This window comes from Mycobacteroides sp. PCS013 (genome assembly GCF_049532645.1).
Taxonomy (GTDB): Bacteria; Actinomycetota; Actinomycetes; order Mycobacteriales; family Mycobacteriaceae; genus Mycobacterium; species Mycobacterium gwanakae.
Genome location: NZ_CP150131.1, coordinates 1,734,820 through 1,752,250, shown reverse-complemented (window position 1 = coordinate 1,752,250; position 17,431 = coordinate 1,734,820). Strand labels below are relative to the sequence as shown.

19 protein-coding genes are annotated in these 17,431 nt (G+C 63.5%); 10 read left to right on the top strand and 9 right to left on the bottom strand.

Annotated elements, in window-relative coordinates; translation table 11 throughout:
• Position 1: 1 nt before the first annotated feature.
• Genes RHO23_RS08555 through RHO23_RS08545 form a run of 3 tightly spaced genes read right to left on the bottom strand, consistent with a single transcriptional unit; the run spans position 2 to position 2,704 of the window.
• On the bottom strand, positions 2 to 1,036 hold the full coding sequence (locus tag RHO23_RS08555; protein ID WP_057965871.1) for an ABC transporter substrate-binding protein: 1,035 nt from the start codon (positions 1,034 to 1,036) through the stop codon (positions 2 to 4).
• A gap of 2 nt (positions 1,037 to 1,038) precedes the next feature.
• Complete coding sequence (locus tag RHO23_RS08550) at positions 1,039 to 1,905, bottom strand: ABC transporter permease (protein WP_030093393.1); 867 nt, start codon at positions 1,903 to 1,905, stop codon at positions 1,039 to 1,041.
• Complete coding sequence (locus RHO23_RS08545; protein ID WP_423488937.1) at positions 1,895 to 2,704, bottom strand: ABC transporter ATP-binding protein; 810 nt, start codon at positions 2,702 to 2,704, stop codon at positions 1,895 to 1,897. Before RHO23_RS08545 ends, RHO23_RS08550 begins: the two co-directional genes overlap by 11 nt.
• Positions 2,705 to 2,844: 140 nt before the next feature.
• On the opposite strand from RHO23_RS08545, the gene RHO23_RS08540 reads away from it, so the two are divergent.
• Together RHO23_RS08540 and RHO23_RS08535 are read left to right on the top strand one after the other, a co-directional pair.
• Positions 2,845 to 4,527 (top strand): sensor histidine kinase, encoded by a 1,683-nt coding sequence (locus tag RHO23_RS08540; protein ID WP_234798204.1) that lies wholly within the window; start codon positions 2,845 to 2,847, stop codon positions 4,525 to 4,527.
• A complete protein-coding gene (locus tag RHO23_RS08535) occupies positions 4,524 to 5,192 on the top strand; it encodes a response regulator (protein ID WP_070919994.1) in 669 nt (222 codons plus the stop codon). The genes RHO23_RS08540 and RHO23_RS08535 overlap by 4 nt, the downstream gene beginning before the upstream one ends.
• On the opposite strand, the gene RHO23_RS08530 is transcribed toward RHO23_RS08535, so the two are convergent.
• A complete protein-coding gene (locus tag RHO23_RS08530; protein ID WP_064408912.1) occupies positions 5,176 to 5,823 on the bottom strand; it encodes a nitroreductase in 648 nt (215 codons plus the stop codon). The two genes, RHO23_RS08535 and RHO23_RS08530, sit on opposite strands and share 17 nt — an antisense overlap.
• Positions 5,824 to 5,875: 52 nt before the next feature.
• A complete protein-coding gene (locus RHO23_RS08525; RefSeq protein ID WP_070919993.1) occupies positions 5,876 to 6,247 on the bottom strand; it encodes a nitroreductase family deazaflavin-dependent oxidoreductase in 372 nt (123 codons plus the stop codon).
• Positions 6,248 to 6,390: 143 nt separating this feature from the next.
• On the opposite strand from RHO23_RS08525, the gene hisD reads away from it, so the two are divergent.
• The 8 genes from hisD to hisI are packed head-to-tail and all read left to right on the top strand — an operon-like array spanning position 6,391 to position 12,826.
• Positions 6,391 to 7,770: a histidinol dehydrogenase gene (gene hisD / locus RHO23_RS08520; RefSeq protein ID WP_232783264.1), complete on the top strand. Its 1,380-nt coding sequence runs from the start codon at positions 6,391 to 6,393 to the stop codon at positions 7,768 to 7,770.
• Entirely contained in the window at positions 7,767 to 8,900 is a 1,134-nt protein-coding gene (locus RHO23_RS08515) for a histidinol-phosphate transaminase (RefSeq protein WP_064408911.1), read from the top strand. The genes hisD and RHO23_RS08515 overlap by 4 nt, the downstream gene beginning before the upstream one ends.
• Positions 8,897 to 9,520: an imidazoleglycerol-phosphate dehydratase HisB gene (hisB, locus tag RHO23_RS08510; RefSeq protein ID WP_070941035.1), complete on the top strand. Its 624-nt coding sequence runs from the start codon at positions 8,897 to 8,899 to the stop codon at positions 9,518 to 9,520. The genes RHO23_RS08515 and hisB overlap by 4 nt, the downstream gene beginning before the upstream one ends.
• Entirely contained in the window at positions 9,517 to 10,167 is a 651-nt protein-coding gene (gene hisH / locus RHO23_RS08505) for an imidazole glycerol phosphate synthase subunit HisH (protein ID WP_070941034.1), read from the top strand. The genes hisB and hisH overlap by 4 nt, the downstream gene beginning before the upstream one ends.
• Complete coding sequence (gene priA, locus RHO23_RS08500; RefSeq protein WP_030093383.1) at positions 10,164 to 10,895, top strand: bifunctional 1-(5-phosphoribosyl)-5-((5-phosphoribosylamino)methylideneamino)imidazole-4-carboxamide isomerase/phosphoribosylanthranilate isomerase PriA; 732 nt, start codon at positions 10,164 to 10,166, stop codon at positions 10,893 to 10,895. The genes hisH and priA overlap by 4 nt, the downstream gene beginning before the upstream one ends.
• 1 nt (position 10,896) lies before the next feature.
• Positions 10,897 to 11,703, top strand: a complete 807-nt coding sequence (locus tag RHO23_RS08495) for an inositol monophosphatase family protein (protein WP_101312334.1) — start codon at positions 10,897 to 10,899, stop codon at positions 11,701 to 11,703.
• Positions 11,700 to 12,473, top strand: coding sequence for an imidazole glycerol phosphate synthase subunit HisF (hisF, locus tag RHO23_RS08490; protein ID WP_030093381.1), 774 nt, complete (start codon positions 11,700 to 11,702; stop codon positions 12,471 to 12,473). Before RHO23_RS08495 ends, hisF begins: the two co-directional genes overlap by 4 nt.
• On the top strand, positions 12,470 to 12,826 hold the full coding sequence (hisI, locus tag RHO23_RS08485; RefSeq protein ID WP_030093380.1) for a phosphoribosyl-AMP cyclohydrolase: 357 nt from the start codon (positions 12,470 to 12,472) through the stop codon (positions 12,824 to 12,826). Before hisF ends, hisI begins: the two co-directional genes overlap by 4 nt.
• Here hisI and RHO23_RS08480 read toward each other — a convergent pair.
• The 4 genes from RHO23_RS08480 to RHO23_RS08465 all read right to left on the bottom strand — a co-directional run bounded on the left by RHO23_RS08480 (position 12,800) and on the right by RHO23_RS08465 (position 17,145).
• Positions 12,800 to 13,258: a peroxiredoxin gene (locus RHO23_RS08480; protein WP_030093379.1), complete on the bottom strand. Its 459-nt coding sequence runs from the start codon at positions 13,256 to 13,258 to the stop codon at positions 12,800 to 12,802. The two genes, hisI and RHO23_RS08480, sit on opposite strands and share 27 nt — an antisense overlap.
• Before the next feature lie 10 nt (positions 13,259 to 13,268).
• Positions 13,269 to 13,697, bottom strand: a complete 429-nt coding sequence (locus RHO23_RS08475; RefSeq protein WP_064408910.1) for an HIT family protein — start codon at positions 13,695 to 13,697, stop codon at positions 13,269 to 13,271.
• Between the two features lie 167 nt (positions 13,698 to 13,864).
• A complete protein-coding gene (locus tag RHO23_RS08470; RefSeq protein WP_064408909.1) occupies positions 13,865 to 16,705 on the bottom strand; it encodes an RND family transporter in 2,841 nt (946 codons plus the stop codon).
• Positions 16,702 to 17,145, bottom strand: coding sequence for an MmpS family transport accessory protein (locus RHO23_RS08465; protein WP_064408908.1), 444 nt, complete (start codon positions 17,143 to 17,145; stop codon positions 16,702 to 16,704). Before RHO23_RS08465 ends, RHO23_RS08470 begins: the two co-directional genes overlap by 4 nt.
• Positions 17,146 to 17,431: the final 286 nt, after the last annotated feature.

Sequence of the window (17,431 nt, the reverse complement as noted above, 5' to 3'; positions counted from 1 at the left end):
GTCAATCCCGAAGTGCGGCCCGTGCGAACTCGGTCGTGTAGGTGGCGGTGATGTCGATACGCTGCTTCACAGGCGCCACATTCTTGGAATACATCCCGAGGATGCGTAAGGCATTCTGTGCGCCTTCGGGTTTCATCAACCCGTCACCGTTGAACATTCCGATGGAATCGGCGATCGACTGCAGGTACAGGTCCTTGTTTCCGCCCGCATATTGAGGTGGCATCTTGTCCGCGATTTGTGCGGGGGAGTGCTCTTTGATCCACCGCAGCGTCTGGACGAATGCCGTGACGAGCTTCTGCACGATCTCGGGATGCGCCTTCACCGTGTCGCACCGCATGTAGAGCGCGGTCGACGGATACAGACCGCCGAGAGCCTGGCGTGTTCCGGCCTCGGTGCGCATGTCGACGAGGACCTTGGCCTGGCCCGCGTTCACCATCTGCGCCACCGTGGGATCCGTGGTCATACCGGCATCGATGCCGTCATGGTTCATTCCGGCGATGAATGTCTGTCCCGCACCGACCTTGACCCGGTTGTAGTCGGCGGTGTTCAGTCCGGCCTGACCTGCCAGGGCCTGCGTCAGGAAGTCTGTGGATGACCCCAGTGAGGTGACACCGAGGTTCTTGCCACGGAAGTCGGCGGGAGACGAGACGGTCGCGGTGTCCCTGGCGGATACCAGCTCCACCTCACCCGGAACGTCTGCCATCTGAACCACCGAGGTAATGCATTGCTCCTTGGCCTGCAGGTCGATGGTGTGGTCATAGAAGCCGACAACCGCCTGCACATCGCCAGTGAGCAACGCGGTCTCCGCGGTGGCACCCGACTGCTCACTGAGCAGTGTCACGTCGATGTCGTTGTTCTTGAAGTGACCGAGCTGCTGGGTGAGCATCGCCGGTAGATAGATGATCTTCTCCAGGCCGCCCACCATGATGGTGACCTGCGGTCTGCCATTGGCCATCGGGATGTGCCGGGAGTCGCGGCATCCAGCGGTCAGTAGCACAGCGGTGATGAGAACGAAGGTAAGTACGTGTCTTCTCATCACTACACTCCGTGACCCGAACTGGATTGAGTGGGACGCCATTTCAGCAGCCGGGATTCGGCGATACCGATGAGCCATTCGGCGAGCAGGGCGACGACCGTGATGATGATCATGCCGGCGTAGATGCCCGCAGAGTCGAATGTGCCCTGGGCGTTGCTGATCAAAAGGCCCAATCCCTTGCTAGCGCCCGCATATTCACCGACGACGGCGCCGATCAGGGCGAACCCGAACGCGGTGTGCAGGCTCGACAGAATCCAGCTTGTCGCGCTGGGTAGCACGATCGAGGTGAGGATGCGGGTAGGGCTGGCACCGAGAATCCGGGCATTGTTGATCACGTTTCCATCTACCTCACGGGCACCGGTGAACGCGTTGAAGAACACCGCGAAGAACACCAGAACCACCACGGTGGCCACCTTGGAACTCAGCCCCAGACCAAACCAGATGATGAACAGTGATGCCAATACGATGCGCGGAACAGCGTTGAGCGCCTTGATGAACGGTGCCAACACCTCCGACCAATAGCGGCTGCGGCCCAGCAGCACACCCAAGGTCACTCCCGCGACGGTACCGATCAGGAACCCCAGAACGGCCTCTTGCACAGTGGTGAAGATCTGCAGCCATATCGAGCCGAACTGGGTGCCCACGGTGAACCACTCAATCAATCGGCCCCAGATCAGTGAGGGCTTCGAGTAGAAGAAGGGATCCAGCCATAGCGTGGCGGCCAACTCCCACGAGGCCAGCCACACCACCACCAGCAGGGTCCGCAACCCCCAGACTCGAATCTGGCTGCGACGCTTGTTGCGGCGGGCGCGCTCGAGGATGTCCTCGTCGCTTTCGGACACCGGACGAATGAGCAGACTATGCGACACGAGACTCTCCCTTCGCGCGCGCGGCCTCGACCTGATCGCGCAGTGTTTCCCAGATTTCGCGGTAGATCGTCCGGAATTCGTCGGTGAGTCTCACCTCTTCGACATCGCGGGGACGCGGGAGGGTGATGGGAAAGTCACCACAGACGGTGGCAGGGCTTGCGGTCATCACCACCACTCGGTCGGCCAGCACGATCGCCTCCTCGAGGTCGTGGGTGACGAAGATGACCGCCGCTCCGGTGCCTGACCACACCCGCAGCAGTTCGTCCTGCATAAGCTGGCGGGTCTGTACATCGAGGGCGCTGAATGGCTCATCCATGAGCAGAATCTCGGGTTCGTTGACCAGGGTCTGGGCCAGCGCTACACGCTTGCGCATCCCGCCCGAGAGCTGATGCGGGTAGTACTTCTCGAACCCGGCCAGGCCCACGGTCCGGACCCAGGTTGCTGCCCTCTCACGGGCCGCGTCCTTGCTCGCGTCGCGATAGATCGGACCCAGGGCGACGTTGTCGATCACGTTCTTCCACGGCAGGACCGCGTCCTGCTGAAACATATAGCCCACCCCTGCGGGGATATCGGATACGTCCTCGCCGCGCACCAGGACACGGCCGGCCGATGGCGGTTCAAGTCCGGACACGAGGGACAAGGTGGTCGATTTACCGCATCCGGTGGGGCCGACGACGGCGACGAATTCCCCGGCGCCGATGTCGATGTTCAGATCTCGGACCGCGGTGTGGATACCGTCGCCTCGATTGGAGGGGAACCGTTTGGTTGCGCCCTGAAGTTCGATGAGTGGAAGCGTCATTGCCTTCTCCTTCGCTAGCCGACGGAGACTGAACATAAGTGGTGGGCGTCACAGATTTCTGCTTGTGCGCACTACCCGCGCAAATCGTGGATTTCGTCAGTTTTGCGCATTCTGCGCACGGCCTGCCTAGGCTCGGGCACATGGGTTCCGGGAAGCGCACCGTGCTGCGATTGCGCACGCAGGTGCTTCTCCTGCAGGTCGCCGTGATTTTTCTGGCATTGGGTTTGGCGTTCGCGGTGCTCGCCGCGGTCGGCGATCGGCGGCTTTCCTCCGAGTACGGCCAGCGGGCGCTGGCGATCGCGGGAACGGTGGCGGCCATGCCGGAGGTACGGGCACGGGTTACCGAGTATGCGCAGGGCACGCTCATTCCGGGACAGGGCCTCACCGATGAGCTCTCCGATGGGCCGCTGCAACACATCGCTGCTGCGGTGCTGGAGCGCAGCGACGCGCTGTTCGTGGTGATCACCGATGAGCATGGGCTGCGGCTGGCGCACCCTACGCAGGAGCGACTGGGCCACCCCGTCAGCACCGATCCGTCGGGCGCTCTTGCCGGACGAGATGTGGTCGTCGAGGAGACGGGGACGCTGGGAGGCTCCGTACGGGCCAAAGTGCCGGTCCGGCAGCCTGGTTCGTCAACCGTGGTGGGGGAGGTCAGTGTCGGCGTATCGACCACCGCTGTGCGCGACAGATTGTTCTCGGATCTGAGGATCGCGGGATGCGTTGTCGGTGTGGCATTTCTGTTCGGAATCGGCGGCTCGGTGTTGTTGGCTCGCCGGTGGCGAAGCCTCACTCTGGGCCTGGAGCCCGCTGAGTTGGCCGAGTTGGTCAGAGAACAAGCGGCGGTTCTCCACGGTATCGGCGAAGGGGTCCTCGCCGTGGATGTCGAGGGGCGCACGACAGTCGTCAACGATGAAGCGAAACGTCTGCTGGGGCTGGATGAGGTGACCGGGCAGCCAGATAGCGATATCGGCTTGACGCCAAGGATTCTCGGGGTACTTCGGGAGAAGTCGGCGGCGCCGGTTCTGGCAACGGTAGGTGACCGGGTTGTCGTGGTGACCGCACGGCAAGTGACCCGGGCTGGGCGTGAGCTTGGTGCGGTGCTCACCGTGCGTGATCGAACGGATGTCGAATCCCTGACTCGGCAGTTGGATGCGGTCCAGTCGATGAGCGCCGTACTGCGGGCGCAGCGGCACGAGTTCGCTAACCGCTTGCACCTGCTGAGCGGGCTGGTGCATGGAAACCGGACGCAGGAGGCTGCCCGGCTCCTGGACGAGTTGCTCGGTACCGGACCGCTGGGTGCGGCACTTCCGGATATCGAGACGTTGGGCGATCCCTATCTTCAGGCCTTTGTGGCGGCGAAGACCGCGAACGCGCGCGAGGCGGGCGTCACCCTGACACTGGGCGACAACACCTGGGTATCCGGCACTCTCGTGCATCCCGTTGATGTCACGACTGTGCTGGGCAATTTGATCGACAATGCGATCGATGCGGCACGTACCGGGGCCGACTCGCAACGTCGGGTCGAGGTCGGTGTGGTTCAGGATGGTTCTACGCTGCATATCAGTGTCGCCGACAGCGGTGACGGTGTTGCCGAATGCGTGGCGGATGATCCTTTCGCAGAAGGGATCTCGACCAAGGAGCATGCCGCTGTACCGGGTGGCCGCGGAGTGGGCCTGGCATTGTCGCGTCAGATCGCCCGGGGGCTGGGCGGCGATGTGTGGCTGGCGACGGCAGCGGGGGCAGGCCCCGGGCTTGCGGGTGCGGAGTTCAGTGCGCGGATGCCATCGGTGATGACCGAGACCGACGGGAAGGACCCGGGATGAACGAAACCACGATCAAGGTGCTGATCGTCGACGATGACTTCCGGGTGGCCAACTTGCATGCCGGGATTGTCGATGCGGTACCGGGATTCACGGTTGTGTCGACTGCGAACAGCATCGGTGCCGCTCACGAGGTGGCGCGGTCGACCGACGTCGATCTCGCACTGGTCGACGTGTACCTTCCCGACGGGTCCGGGATCGACTTCGTGCGCGAGTTGCGCTGTGACGCCATGATCCTGTCGGCGGCGGTCGACGGCGCCACGATCCGGCAGGCATTGATCGCCGGTGCTGCGAGCTATCTGGTGAAGCCATTCGCCAACGCCTCGCTGGTGGCGCGGCTGACTGCGTACGCCCGGTACCGCAAGATCCTGCACAGTGACGAGCTCAGCCCCGCCGAGGTGGACGCCGCCCTGGAGTCCCTGCGGCCCAGTGTCGGCGTGCCGCGCGCCGCAGCCGCGGCGTCGCCGACCAAGCAGATCGTCCTGCATGCGATTCTGGATGCGCGCTCGCCCATGTCGTCGGCGGAAGTAGCTGTGGCGGTGGGTATCTCACGTGCGACCGCGCAGCGCTACCTGGCCTCACTGGTGGGAAGTTCAGAGTTGCAGATGCGGTTGCGGTACGGCACCACCGGCCGTCCCGAACAGGAGTTCCTCATTCCAGGAACGTGACATTGGCACTGACCGGGTCGCGCGGGGCGCGTACAGCATTCACCGGGGCATCGGGATTCGCGTAGCCAATGGACACCGCGCAGACCAGATTCAGACTCTCGGGCAGCTTGAGCACCGGGCGAATCGCTTCGGGAAACATGGCGGGAGCGACCTGCATGCACGAACTGATCCCGCGCGACTGCAGGGCCAGGACAAGCGTCTGCAGGTACATGCCGACTCCGGCGATATCGGCCGGACCCAGACGAGAGTCCACCCCGACAATGGCGGCAGTGGGTGCACCGAAGAACCTGAAGTTCCGCAGCCCGGCCTCCAAACGTGCCTCGGCATCGCCGCGCTGGACACCGAGCGCCCCGTAGACCTGGACTCCGACAGCGAACCGCCGGGCGTTGTATTCGTCGGGCAGCTCCATGCGGCCCAAGCCGTTGGTCCGCACGCAGGCCACCAACGACTCGCTCAGGCGCTCGCGTATCGCGCCTTCGGCGATGACGACGCGCCACGGCTGGATGTTCGAGTTCGATGGCGCGTGCTGTGCCGTCTCCAGGGCAGCCAACAGAACATCCCGGGGGACAGGTGTCGACAAGAAATCACGGATCGAGGACCGGTCACGGACCAGCTGTTCGAAATCAGACACGCCTCAGTATGGGCACGACTCACCCAGAAATTCAACAGCTGATGAATATCTACTAAGCGATATCGGCGACGAACACTCCCGCGCGCTTATTCACCTGGCGGGTCGCCCGGGTCAGTCCCGGATCCCCTTGGCCTTGCTCCACGATGCGCGGATTGATCACATGAATCTGCTTACCGCGGAAGAGCGTGATGTCGGCACCGCCGGCGGCGATCACGTTCTTCGTCCAGTTGGTCTTGCCGTGAATCAGTCCGATGGAGAGGACATTGCCTTTGCGGAATGCATTCACAGTGGTTTCGTACTTGGCGCCCGAGGTGCGGCCGAAGTGCGTAACGGTGGCGAATGAAGGCAGAAAGCGTGCGATAGGGGCCATGAGCGGGTTGATGAACTTGATCTGAGCTCGCTCAAGCCAGTCAGGCAGAAGCATGGGCACGCCGGGCTGATGGTTTGCTGACATCGATGATCCGATCGTTGTGGGTCGGTGCGGCTTTTCGTGGACGAGTCTAGTTAGACGTGCGTCACACACAACCGGTGACTGCGTGGTAAATGGTGTTGAGCAGCTCTGGGAGAATGGCGGATGTGATCGACGGACCCACCCCAGCAGATGCTCTTGGTGCAGGCGGCACGACGCTGCTTCGCCGTATCGACATGCGTGGTGCAAGCCTGTCCCCGTCCCATCTGCGCTCTGCGCTCCCGCGGGGCGGAACCGACGTCGACGCCGTGCTCCCGACGGTGCGGCCGGTCGTCGAAGCGGTCCGAGACCGCGGCGCCGAGGCGGCACTTCAGTACTGCGCCGAGTTCGATGGTGTCCGCCCCGAGACCGTTCGCGTGCCGGCGGCCGAGCGGGAGCGCGCCCTCGCCGAACTGGACCCCGCGGTGCGCGACGCACTCGAGGTGGCCATCCTGCGCGCGCGGGCGGTGCACGCCGATCAGCGCCGCCAGGACACGGTGACCACCGTCGCCGATGGCGCCACCGTGACCGAGCGATGGGTACCCGTGGAACGCGTCGGCTTGTACGTTCCCGGCGGTAACGCCGTGTACCCGTCGAGCGTCGTGATGAACGTCGTGCCGGCGCAGACGGCCGGAGTCGGTTCCCTCGTCATCGCTTCACCGCCGCAGGCGCAGTTCGGCGGGCTGCCCCACCCGACGATTCTCGCGGCGGCGCAGTTGCTTGGAGTTGAGGAGATCTGGGCGGTCGGCGGTGCGCAGGGTATCGCGCTACTGGCCCATGGCGGCGTCGACACCGATGGCGGCGAACTTGCTCCGGTCGACATGATTACCGGGCCCGGCAATATCTACGTGACCGCGGCCAAGCGGTTGTGCAGGTCGCTGGTGGGCATCGATGCCGAGGCAGGCCCCACCGAGATTGCCATCCTCGCCGACGAGACGGCAGATCCGGTGCATGTGGCCGCCGACCTGATCAGCCAAGCCGAACACGACGTGTTAGCGGCAAGCGTGCTCGTCACCACGAGTGAAAAACTGGCCGATGCGGTGGTGAAAGAGACCGCTGCACAGCTGGAGACGACCGTGCATGCCGAACGTGTCACCGCGGCGTTGACCGGCCCCCAGTCGGGAATCGTTCTCGTCGACGATCTCAGCGCTGGAATCAAGGTCGTGAATGCCTATGCGGCCGAGCACCTGGAAATTCAAACTGCCGATCCCGTGCCCGTGGCCGCCCGTGTGCGCAGTGCCGGCGCGATCTTCCTGGGCCCGTGGTCGCCGGTAAGCCTCGGTGACTACTGCGCCGGATCCAATCACGTACTGCCCACTGCCGGGTGTGCACGGCACTCCAGTGGGCTGTCCGTGCAGACCTTCCTGCGCGGCATTCACATCGTGGATTACACCGAGGCCGCCCTCAAAGAGGTTTCCGGGCACGTGATTACGCTTGCCAACGCAGAGAATCTGCCTGCGCACGGTGAGGCAGTTCGGCGCAGGTTCGAGCGATCATGAGCGATCTGATCGGAGGCGCGGCCCGGCTGGAAGACTTGCCGCTGCGGGACAGCCTGCGTGGCAAGAATCCTTACGGCGCACCCCAGTTGACCGTGCCGGTGCGGCTGAACACCAACGAGAATCCGCACGAACCATCGGACGGCCTGATCGAGGACGTCGCCGCGTCGGTTCGCGAGGTGGCCGCGGAATTGCACCGATACCCAGACCGGGACGCGGTGGCCCTGCGCACGGATCTGGCGGCATACCTGACCGGGCAGACCGGAGTGCCCGTCGCTGCCGAGAATGTCTGGGCGGCAAACGGTTCCAACGAGATACTGCAGCAGCTGCTGCAGGCCTTCGGCGGGCCCGGGCGCAGCGCGCTGGGCTTCACGCCGTCGTACTCGATGCACCCGATCATCTCCGATGGAACCCAGACGGAATGGATGCAGGCTCAGCGCCTGGAAGATTTCTCGCTCGATGCCGGTGCGGCGGTCGACGCGATTCGAGCGCGTCAGCCCGATGTCATCTTCGTGACGAGTCCCAACAACCCGACAGGACAGTCGGTTCCGCTGCAGGACTTGCGGCAGATCCTCGACGAGGCTCCGGGCATCGTGATCCTGGATGAGGCATACGGCGAGTTCTCCTCAGCGCCAAGCGGAATCACGTTGATCGACGAGTATCCGACGAAGCTGATCGTGAGCCGCACCATGAGTAAGGCCTTTGCCTTCGCCGGTGGGCGGCTGGGGTACCTCGTGGCGGCACCGGCGGTCATCGATGCGCTATTGCTGGTGCGACTGCCGTACCACCTCTCCGTGCTCACCCAGGCCGCCGCGCGTGCCGCGGTGAAACATGGCGCCGAGACCCTCGGCAGCGTCGCGACGTTGGTCGCCGAACGTATCCGGGTATCGGAAGCGTTATCGGCCAGCGGATTCGAGGTCATTCCCAGTGACGCGAACTTCGTGCTGTTCGGCCGATTCACCGATTCGGCCGCGAGCTGGCAGCGTTATCTCGACGCGGGTGTTCTCATCCGTGATGTCGGCATTCCGGGATTTCTGCGCGTCACCATCGGGTTGGCGAGCGAGAATGACGTGTTCTTGAAGGTCAGCGACAATCTGGCTGCGACGGACCTAGAGAAAGGTGCGCCCTCATGACGGCATCGGCGTGGAATCGGGTGGCACGCGTGGCGCGCGCCACCCGCGAGTCGGACATTGTGGTGGAACTGAACCTGGACGGCACCGGCCGGGTGCACATCGACACCGGCGTGCCGTTCTTCGACCACATGCTCACGGCTCTCGGTACCCACGCCAGTTTCGATCTGACGATCACGGCCAAGGGCGACACCGAGATCGAGGCGCACCACACTGTGGAGGACACCGCCATCACTCTCGGCCAGGCGCTCGCCGAGGCGCTCGGTGACAAGAAGGGAATTCGCCGGTTCGGTGATGCCTTCATCCCCATGGACGAAACCCTGGCCCACGCGGCGGTGGACGTTTCCGGCCGACCGTACTGTGTGCACACCGGCGAACCGGATCACCTGCTGCACACCACAATCGCAGGTTCTTCGGTTCCCTACCACACCGTCATCAATGCGCACGTGTTCGAGTCGTTGGCGCTCAACGCCCGGATCGCGCTGCATGTGCGCACGCTGTACGGCCGCGACCCGCACCACATCACCGAGGCGCAGTACAAGGCTGTCGCCCGAGCGCTGCGCCAAGCGGTGGAACCCGATCCCCGGGTTACCGGAGTGCCGTCGACCAAGGGCAGCCTGTGACCGGTGCTGGACCTAAAGTCGTTGTCCTCGACTACGGTTCGGGCAATCTGAGATCGGCACAGCGCGCGCTGGAACGGGTCGGTGCCGACGTCACGGTGACCGCCGATGCCAACACGGCGCTGAACGCCGACGGTCTTGTCGTGCCCGGGGTGGGCGCCTTCGCGGCCTGCATGGAGGGACTGCGCGGTATCGACGGTGAGCGGATCATCGACGTGCGGCTGTCCGGGGGCCGCCCTGTGTTGGGCATCTGCGTCGGCATGCAGATCCTGTTCAGCCACGGCATCGAATTCGGTGTCGACGCCGAGGGCTGCGGTCAGTGGCCCGGTGTGGTCAGCCGCCTGGATGCTCCAGTGATCCCGCATATGGGCTGGAACACCGTCGATGCGCCGGCCGAATCGGATCTGTTCGCAGGTCTGGACGCCGACACGCGTTTTTACTTCGTGCACTCGTACGCCGTACAGAAATGGGAGCTGGAAACGCCCGTCGACTCACCGATCGCGAAGCCGCTGGTGACCTGGGCGACCCATCACGTGCCATTTGTCGCGGCAGTGGAGAATGGGGCACTTGCTGCCACTCAGTTCCATCCGGAGAAGAGTGGCGATGCGGGGGCCGTGTTGTTGAGCAATTGGGTGAAGGGAATCTCTTGAGTCTCGTTCTATTACCGGCGGTTGACGTCGCCGATGGTCAGGCAGTGCGCCTCGTGCAGGGCAAGGCGGGCAGCGAAACCACCTACGGTTCACCCCGCGATGCGGCTTTGGCGTGGCAGAACGACGGTGCCGAGTGGGTGCATCTGGTGGACCTGGATGCGGCCTTCGGTCGTGGTTCCAACCGCGAGCTGCTGGCACAGGTGGTAGGCGAGCTCGATGTGAAAGTAGAGCTCTCGGGTGGCATCCGCGATGACGAGTCTTTGACGGCAGCCCTGGCAACCGGCTGCGCCCGAGTCAATCTCGGTACCGCCGCACTGGAGGATCCGCAGTGGTGTGCCTCCGCGATCGCGCGCCACGGCGAGCGCGTGGCCGTAGGGCTTGACGTGCAGATCGTGGACGGTGAGCACCGGCTACGGGGCCGCGGCTGGGTCAGCGACGGCGGCGATCTCTGGGAGGTACTGGAACGTCTGCGCGGTCAGGGGTGTTCGCGCTACGTCGTCACCGATGTGACGAAGGATGGCACGCTGACCGGTCCGAACCTTGAGCTGCTTGCGCAGGTCGCAGGTGTGGCGAACGCACCTGTGATCGCCTCGGGCGGGGTGTCGAGCCTGGATGACCTGCGGGCCATCGCGGAGCTGACCGGGGCGGGTATCGAGGGCGCGATCGTCGGAAAGGCTCTCTACGCGGGCCGTTTCACCCTGCCGGATGCACTGGCTGCCGTCTCCTGACATGCCTGATCTGAATGCGCTAGTAGCCGAGGCGTCCCTGATTCTGGACGTGGCGGCGCAGCGCTTCGTGGCCGGGCACGGTGCCGATGGTGTCGTGTTCAAGGGTGGTAAGGACTTCGCCACCGAAGAGGACCTGGCCATCGAGCGGATGGTGGTGGAGGCGCTTACCGACCGCACCGGAATCGGTGTGCACGGCGAGGAATTCGGTGGTCCGGCAGTGGATTCTGGTCTGGTTTGGGTGGTGGATCCCATTGACGGAACCGTCAACTACGCGGCGGGTTCTCCGATGGCTGCGATTTTGCTGGGACTGCTCTCCGATGGGGTGCCGGTCGCCGGATTGACCTGGCTGCCGTTCATGGGGGACAGGTACACCGGTGTCGCAGGTGGTCCATTGGTGCGCAACGGTGTTGCGATGCCGCCGTTGCCACGTGCCGATCTCGCGGATGTTGCGGTGGGCCTGGGCACGTTCAACGTCGACTGGAAGGGGCGGGTACCGGGTCGCTACCGCCTGGCGGTGGTGGAGAAGCTGAGCCGCATCACCTCGCGCCTGCGGATGCACGGCAGCACCGGTATCGATCTGGCGTTCACGGCAGGCGGGATACTCGGCGGCGCAGTGAGTTTCGGTGCGCACGTGTGGGATCACGCCGCAGGTATCGCACTGGTTGAGGCCGCGGGCGGTCACGCGACGGATCTGCGCGGCAATCTTTGGACCCCCGAATCGCCCTCGGTATTGGTGGCCGCGCCCGGTGTGCACGAACAGATCCTGGAAGTGCTGGCTGAGGTCGGGGATCCGGAGGACTACCGATGAGTGTTGCTACCCGCGTCATCGCCTGCCTTGACGTCGACGATGGTCGTGTGGTCAAGGGTGTTAACTTCGAAAACCTCCGTGACGCAGGCGATCCGGTTGAGCTCGCGGCCGCATACGACGCCGAGGGCGTCGATGAACTGACCTTTCTCGATGTCACGGCCTCGTCGGCGGGTCGGGCAACCATGTTGGATGTGGTGCGACGCACGGCCGAGCAGGTGTTCATTCCGTTGACGGTGGGCGGCGGTGTGCGGTCGGTGGAAGACGTCAATGTGCTGCTGCGAGCGGGCGCGGACAAGGTCGGCGTCAATACGGCGGCGATCGCACGTCCGGAGTTGTTGGCCGAGCTGGCACAGCGGTTCGGCTCACAGTGCATCGTGCTGAGCGTGGATGCGCGCCGGGTCCGTGAGGGTGATGCGCCGACACCGTCCGGGTGGGAGGTCACGACCCATGGTGGCCGCAAGGGCACCGGGATCGATGCCATCGAATGGACCAGGCGGGGAGCCGAATTGGGTGTGGGGGAGATCCTGCTCAATTCCATGGATGCGGACGGCACCAAGGCGGGGTTCGATCTTCCGATGATCGCCGCCGCGCGTACAGCGGTTGACGTACCCGTGATCGCCAGCGGCGGAGCCGGTGCTGTTGAGCACTTCTCACCCGCGGTCAAGGCCGGCGCCGACGCGGTGCTGGCCGCCAGTGTCTTCCACTTCCGGGAACTGACTATCGCCGAGGTGAAGGCGGCGATGGCCGCGGAAGGGATCACGGTGCGATGAGCGAGCTGGATCCCGGGATTGCCGGTCGCCTCAAGCGCGACGCGGCCGGCCTGATCACCGCGGTGGTGCAAGAGCGCGGCACCGGCACGGTGCTGATGGTGGCGTGGATGAACGACGAGGCGCTGGCGCAGACCCTGGCGACCCGACGCGGGACATACTTCTCGCGATCCCGGCAGCGTCTATGGGTCAAGGGCGAGACATCCGGCCACACCCAGTACGTGCACGCGGTGCGGCTCGACTGCGACGGTGACACGCTGGTGCTGGAAGTCGACCAGACCGGGCCGGCGTGCCACACCGGCGCGCACAGTTGCTTTGACGCCGACGTGTTACTTGCGGGCGCGGAGGAACTCTAGAGCCTTGTCGGCGTGCGCGTTCATGTTGAGCTCGCTCGCGAAGACTTCGAGGATCGTCTTGTCGGTGCCGATGATGAACGTGGTCCGCTTGACCGGAGCCAGCTTGCCCAACAGACCGCGCTTGACCCCGAACGCTGACGAGACCTTGCCGCCGGTGTCGGAGAGCAACGGGTAGTCGAATTTGCGCTTATCGGCGAAGTCGGCCTGCTTGTCTACCGAGTCGACGCTGATGCCGACGCGCGAGGCGCCGACTTCCTTGAATTCGCTTGCCAGATCGCGGAAGTGGCACGCCTCGGCGGTGCAGCCGGGGGTATTGGCAGCAGGATAGAAGAACAGCACGACGGGCCCGTCGGCCAGGAGCGCCGAGAGGCTGCGGGTTGTGCCGGTCTGGTCCGGAAGTTCGAAGTCGGCGACGCGATCACCAGGTTTCATGACTCGAACGCTACGCCAGCGCGTTGGACAGTCGGTTTCCCAGGGCAGAGATGCTCAAGGCGTCACCGCGGATGCCCGGTGCCCACGGCAGACCGAGCCGGTCTTTGGACTTGTCGACATATCGTGGAATCACGTGCAGATGGAAGTGGAACTCCGTCTGCCATGCGTGGGCGCCACAGCAATTCAGCAGATTCACCCCATCGGCGCCGAGCTCGGAAACGACCGCTTTCGCTATCCGCTGGGCCGCCACCGCGACGGCACTCAGATCCTCGGCCGGGATCTCGAGGAGGTCCTTGCTGTGCCGCTTCGGAACGACCAGCAGGTGGCCGTCCGAACCCGGATTGATATCCATGAAGGCGTATGTGTCGGCATCCTCCGCCACCCGCACACCAGGAACCACACCGGAGACGATTCCGCAGAACAAGCATTCATCGGCCACCGCCTCAGGCTAAAGGCGTTGACGTATCGAATATATGTTCGATACCGTCGAATGGTCTGGATGCCTTCGACGTGATGAGGTGCGGCATGCCATCGAAGAATGTGACGGTGTTCCTGCCCGGTGGTGTGGTGTGGGAGATTAGCTGGAACGTGTATCGGCGAGCCAGGTCAATGAGTGGCAACAGTCGTTTCCCTGTACTGGGCAGGTGCTGGACGCGAACGGATGATGCGCGGCCACCAGAACAGCGGACCGAGAAGCCGGGCGATCGCGGGGGTGATGAACGATCGCACGATGAGCGTGTCCAGCAGCAGGCCAAGCCCGATAATGGACCCCAGCTGGCCGACCGACAACAGGTCGCTGGAGAGCATGGCCATCATCGTCGTTGCGAACACGATGCCCGCGGTGGTGACCACCTTGCCCGAGTTGGCCACCGCTCTGATCAAACCTGTATTCAGCCCGGCTTTGCTTTCCTCCAGATAGCGGGCGATGAGTAGCAGGTTGTAGTCCGATCCCACGGCCACCAGGATGATGAAGGTGATGGGCAGGTTCAACCAGCTCAGCGGTATGCCCAGGAAGTGCTGCCAGACCAGCACCGAAAGGCCGAAGGCTCCCGAGTACGAGAACGCGACCGTGCCGATGATGACCAGTGCCGCGACCACACTGCGGGTGATCAACAGCATCACCAGGAAGATCAGCGCGAATGCCGCGATCGCCGCGATCAAGAGGTCAGTCTTGGTGGCGTCCTGGATATCCCAGTACGTTGCGGCCGCGCCCCCCAGATAAACCCGCGAACCGGCCAGCGTCGTTCCCTTCAGCGCTTCCTTGGCTGCCGGCAGGTAGGCCTGAGCGTGGTCGATGCCTTCCTCGCTGAGCGCTTCACCGTCGTGATAGATCATGTAGCGCGCGGACTTCCCGTCCGGTGACACGAAGTACTTCAGATCGATCTGGAAGTACGGATTGTCGAAGGCTTCGGGCGGCAGATAGAAGAACTCGTCGTTCTTGGAACTGTCGAAGGCGTGCCCGAGATCCATCATCTGGCGGCCCAGCTCGTTCAGCTGAGTCAGCATCGGCCGCATGGTGCTCTGCTCGGTAAGCACCACTTTGCGCATGTCGTCCAGTTCTGCGGCACTCTTGCCGATGACCTGGACCAGCTGTGGCGTGACGGCGTCCTGGATCATCGCGGCTTTGAGGCTGTCATCGACCGCGTCGGTCATCGAATCGACCTGGTCGGTCATGTCGAACAGCGATCTCATCGCCCAGCACATGGGGATGTCGGCGCAATGCGGTTCCCAGTAGAAGTAGTTCCGCAGCGGCCTGAACTGGTCGTCGAAGTTGGCCAGGGTGTCCCGCATATTGACGGTGACGTCCTTCAACTCCTGTGCGCCCTTGAGCGAGATATGCGCCGAATCGGCCTGCTGCCCAGTCAGTTCCTGCTGCTGGCGCATCAAGGCGGCCATCCGATCGGTGATATCGGCCATCTGGGTGAACCGGTCGGTGAGATCGGTAAGGAACGGGATCAGCTCGTTGATCTTGGTTCCCATCGTCCCCATCGTGTAGGTGAAGGACGAATGCTCCAGCGGTGTGCCCAATGGCCTGGTGACACTCTGGATCATCGCGACGCCCGGCGTGTGGAACACCTCGCGCGCCACCTTGTCCAAGGCGATCATGTCCGTCGAATTGCGCATGTCGTGGTCGGATTCGATCATGAGCATGTCGCTGTTGAGCTTGCTCACCGGGAAATGCCGGTCGGCGGCCGCATATCCCTGGTTCGCCGGCACGTCGTCGGCTATGTAGATGCGGTCGTTGTAGTTGGGCCGATACGACGGAAGCGTGATCGAACCGATCATCACCACGACACTGCTCACGACGAGAATACGTCCGGGCCACCGCACGGTGACGGTACCCACCTTGCGCCAAATGCCAGCGCTGGCCTTGACTTTCGGTTCGAATACCCCGAAGCGGCTGCCGAGTGCCAGCACCGCGGGCCCGAAGGTAAGGGATGCCGCGACCGCCACGAGAGTCGCGGCCGCGCACGGCAGGCCCATCGTGTTGAAGTAATTGAGGCGGGTGAATTGCAGGCAGAACGTCGCGCCGGCGATCGCCAGGCCCGAGCCCAGGATGACGTGGGAGACGCCTCTGACCGCGGAGTAGTACGCGGTCTCCCGATCCTCGCCGGCGTGACGCGCCTCCTGGTATCTACCGATCAGGAAGATTGCATAGTCGGTTCCGGCACCCAGAATCAACGACACCAGGATGTTCGACGCGAACACAGAGATGCCGATCAGCTTGTGATAGGCGAGGAAAGCGACAACGCCTCGCCCGCAGGACAGTTCCACCATCACGATCAGTAGCGTCAGCAAAGCCGTTGCGACAGAACGATAGACGATGAGCAACATCACCGTGATGATGACGATGGTCACGTACATTAGGCGGATCATGCTTTGGTTGCCCACCTGGAGCATGTCCGTGGACAACGGGGCCGACCCGGACACATAGACCTTGACCCCATTGGGCGGCTGGACTTCGGCGACCAACTCGCGGACCGCACGGATCGATTCGTCCGAGACTGTCGAACCTTGATCACCTGCGACGCGCACGAGCGTGTACGCAGCCTGGCCGTCGGAACTCTGCACACCCGCGGCAGTGGTGCCCTGGCCCCACAGATTCATGACGTACTGGACGTGCTTTTTATCGTTTTCCAGCTTGCTTGCCAGCACGTCGTAGAACTTGTGGTCGTCGTCATTCAGCTTGTGATCACCCTCCAGGATGACCATCGCCAGGCTGTTGCTGTCGGATTCCTTGAACGATTCCCCGATGTGAATCAAGGCCCTGGAGGACGGCGCATCGAGTGGCACCAACGGACCCTGATTTGCGTCGGTTACCGGTTCGAGCTGCGGCACCACGGTATTGATCACAATGGTGAACGCCAACCACGCGAGCACGACCAGTATCGAGTACTTGCGAATTGCCCTGGCGAAGCGCGGTTTCTGGGCGGAGTGTGCGCTCATGCGGAAAGCACCTGGCACCAGACACCAGCATGCTCACCGGTTGCGGTGTGTTCCGAGCGCACCAATCCGTCAACGGTGATGCGGCAGCCCACATTTCGCCCGGCGACCTGCGCTGTGATGTCTCCGGTCGCGGTCGTCAAGACGGTTGTTTCGGTGTGTGTCCAGGGCAATCCGGTGAGTTCGATATCGACGGGTCTGTTGTCGGTATCCCAATAGCTCACCCGCGCCCAGCCGCCGTAATCGCCGTACACCTCGTAAACGATGTTCTTGGGATTGAACTGGACAACGGCGAAATTGCCCCCGGGGCTGTGTGTTCGGTCCTGCGATCCGAAGACCCCATGCGCGAACTTGATGGCCAACCCGGCGACAAGAAGTATGACGATCGCTACTGCGGGTAACCAGATCTTGTTGACCACACGACGGCTTCTGGAAACGCTCATGGCTGCACCTTTCGAGGATCAAGACAAGACCAGCGGGGACCCGCAACATCGGGGAGCATCGGCCTGCCTCATTGCCTGCCGAGCGGTGTGGAACGTGGTCGTCACGAGTGACGGCCGATGAGCCTCGCGCTCGATTCGTCCCGGCCATGTGACGGATGGCGAGAGTGGGGGAACGCGCTCATGCGTGACAGATACTATACAAGTTATGTATTAGGTGTGGATCTCGCTGATGAGATCCTTGTCTCAGCAGCTGGTGCGAGTGATTGAGGAATAAAATCGCCGCGTC

Bases quoted from the DNA above. Each gene is read 5' to 3' on its own strand.
- RHO23_RS08555 (WP_057965871.1), bottom strand. From the start codon at position 1,036: ATGAGAAGACACGTACTTACCTTCGTTCTCATCACCGCTGTGCTACTG.
- RHO23_RS08545 (WP_423488937.1), bottom strand. From the start codon at position 2,704: ATGACGCTTCCACTCATCGAACTTCAGGGCGCAACCAAACGGTTCCCC.
- RHO23_RS08540 (WP_234798204.1), top strand. From the start codon at position 2,845: ATGGGTTCCGGGAAGCGCACCGTGCTGCGATTGCGCACGCAGGTGCTT.
- RHO23_RS08535 (WP_070919994.1), top strand. From the start codon at position 4,524: ATGAACGAAACCACGATCAAGGTGCTGATCGTCGACGATGACTTCCGG.
- RHO23_RS08525 (WP_070919993.1), bottom strand. From the start codon at position 6,247: ATGCTTCTGCCTGACTGGCTTGAGCGAGCTCAGATCAAGTTCATCAAC.
- hisD (WP_232783264.1), top strand. From the start codon at position 6,391: ATGGCGGATGTGATCGACGGACCCACCCCAGCAGATGCTCTTGGTGCA.
- RHO23_RS08515 (WP_064408911.1), top strand. From the start codon at position 7,767: ATGAGCGATCTGATCGGAGGCGCGGCCCGGCTGGAAGACTTGCCGCTG.
- hisB (WP_070941035.1), top strand. From the start codon at position 8,897: ATGACGGCATCGGCGTGGAATCGGGTGGCACGCGTGGCGCGCGCCACC.
- RHO23_RS08495 (WP_101312334.1), top strand. From the start codon at position 10,897: ATGCCTGATCTGAATGCGCTAGTAGCCGAGGCGTCCCTGATTCTGGAC.
- hisF (WP_030093381.1), top strand. From the start codon at position 11,700: ATGAGTGTTGCTACCCGCGTCATCGCCTGCCTTGACGTCGACGATGGT.
- hisI (WP_030093380.1), top strand. From the start codon at position 12,470: ATGAGCGAGCTGGATCCCGGGATTGCCGGTCGCCTCAAGCGCGACGCG.
- RHO23_RS08480 (WP_030093379.1), bottom strand. From the start codon at position 13,258: ATGAAACCTGGTGATCGCGTCGCCGACTTCGAACTTCCGGACCAGACC.
- RHO23_RS08470 (WP_064408909.1), bottom strand. From the start codon at position 16,705: ATGAGCGCACACTCCGCCCAGAAACCGCGCTTCGCCAGGGCAATTCGC.
- RHO23_RS08465 (WP_064408908.1), bottom strand. From the start codon at position 17,145: ATGAGCGTTTCCAGAAGCCGTCGTGTGGTCAACAAGATCTGGTTACCC.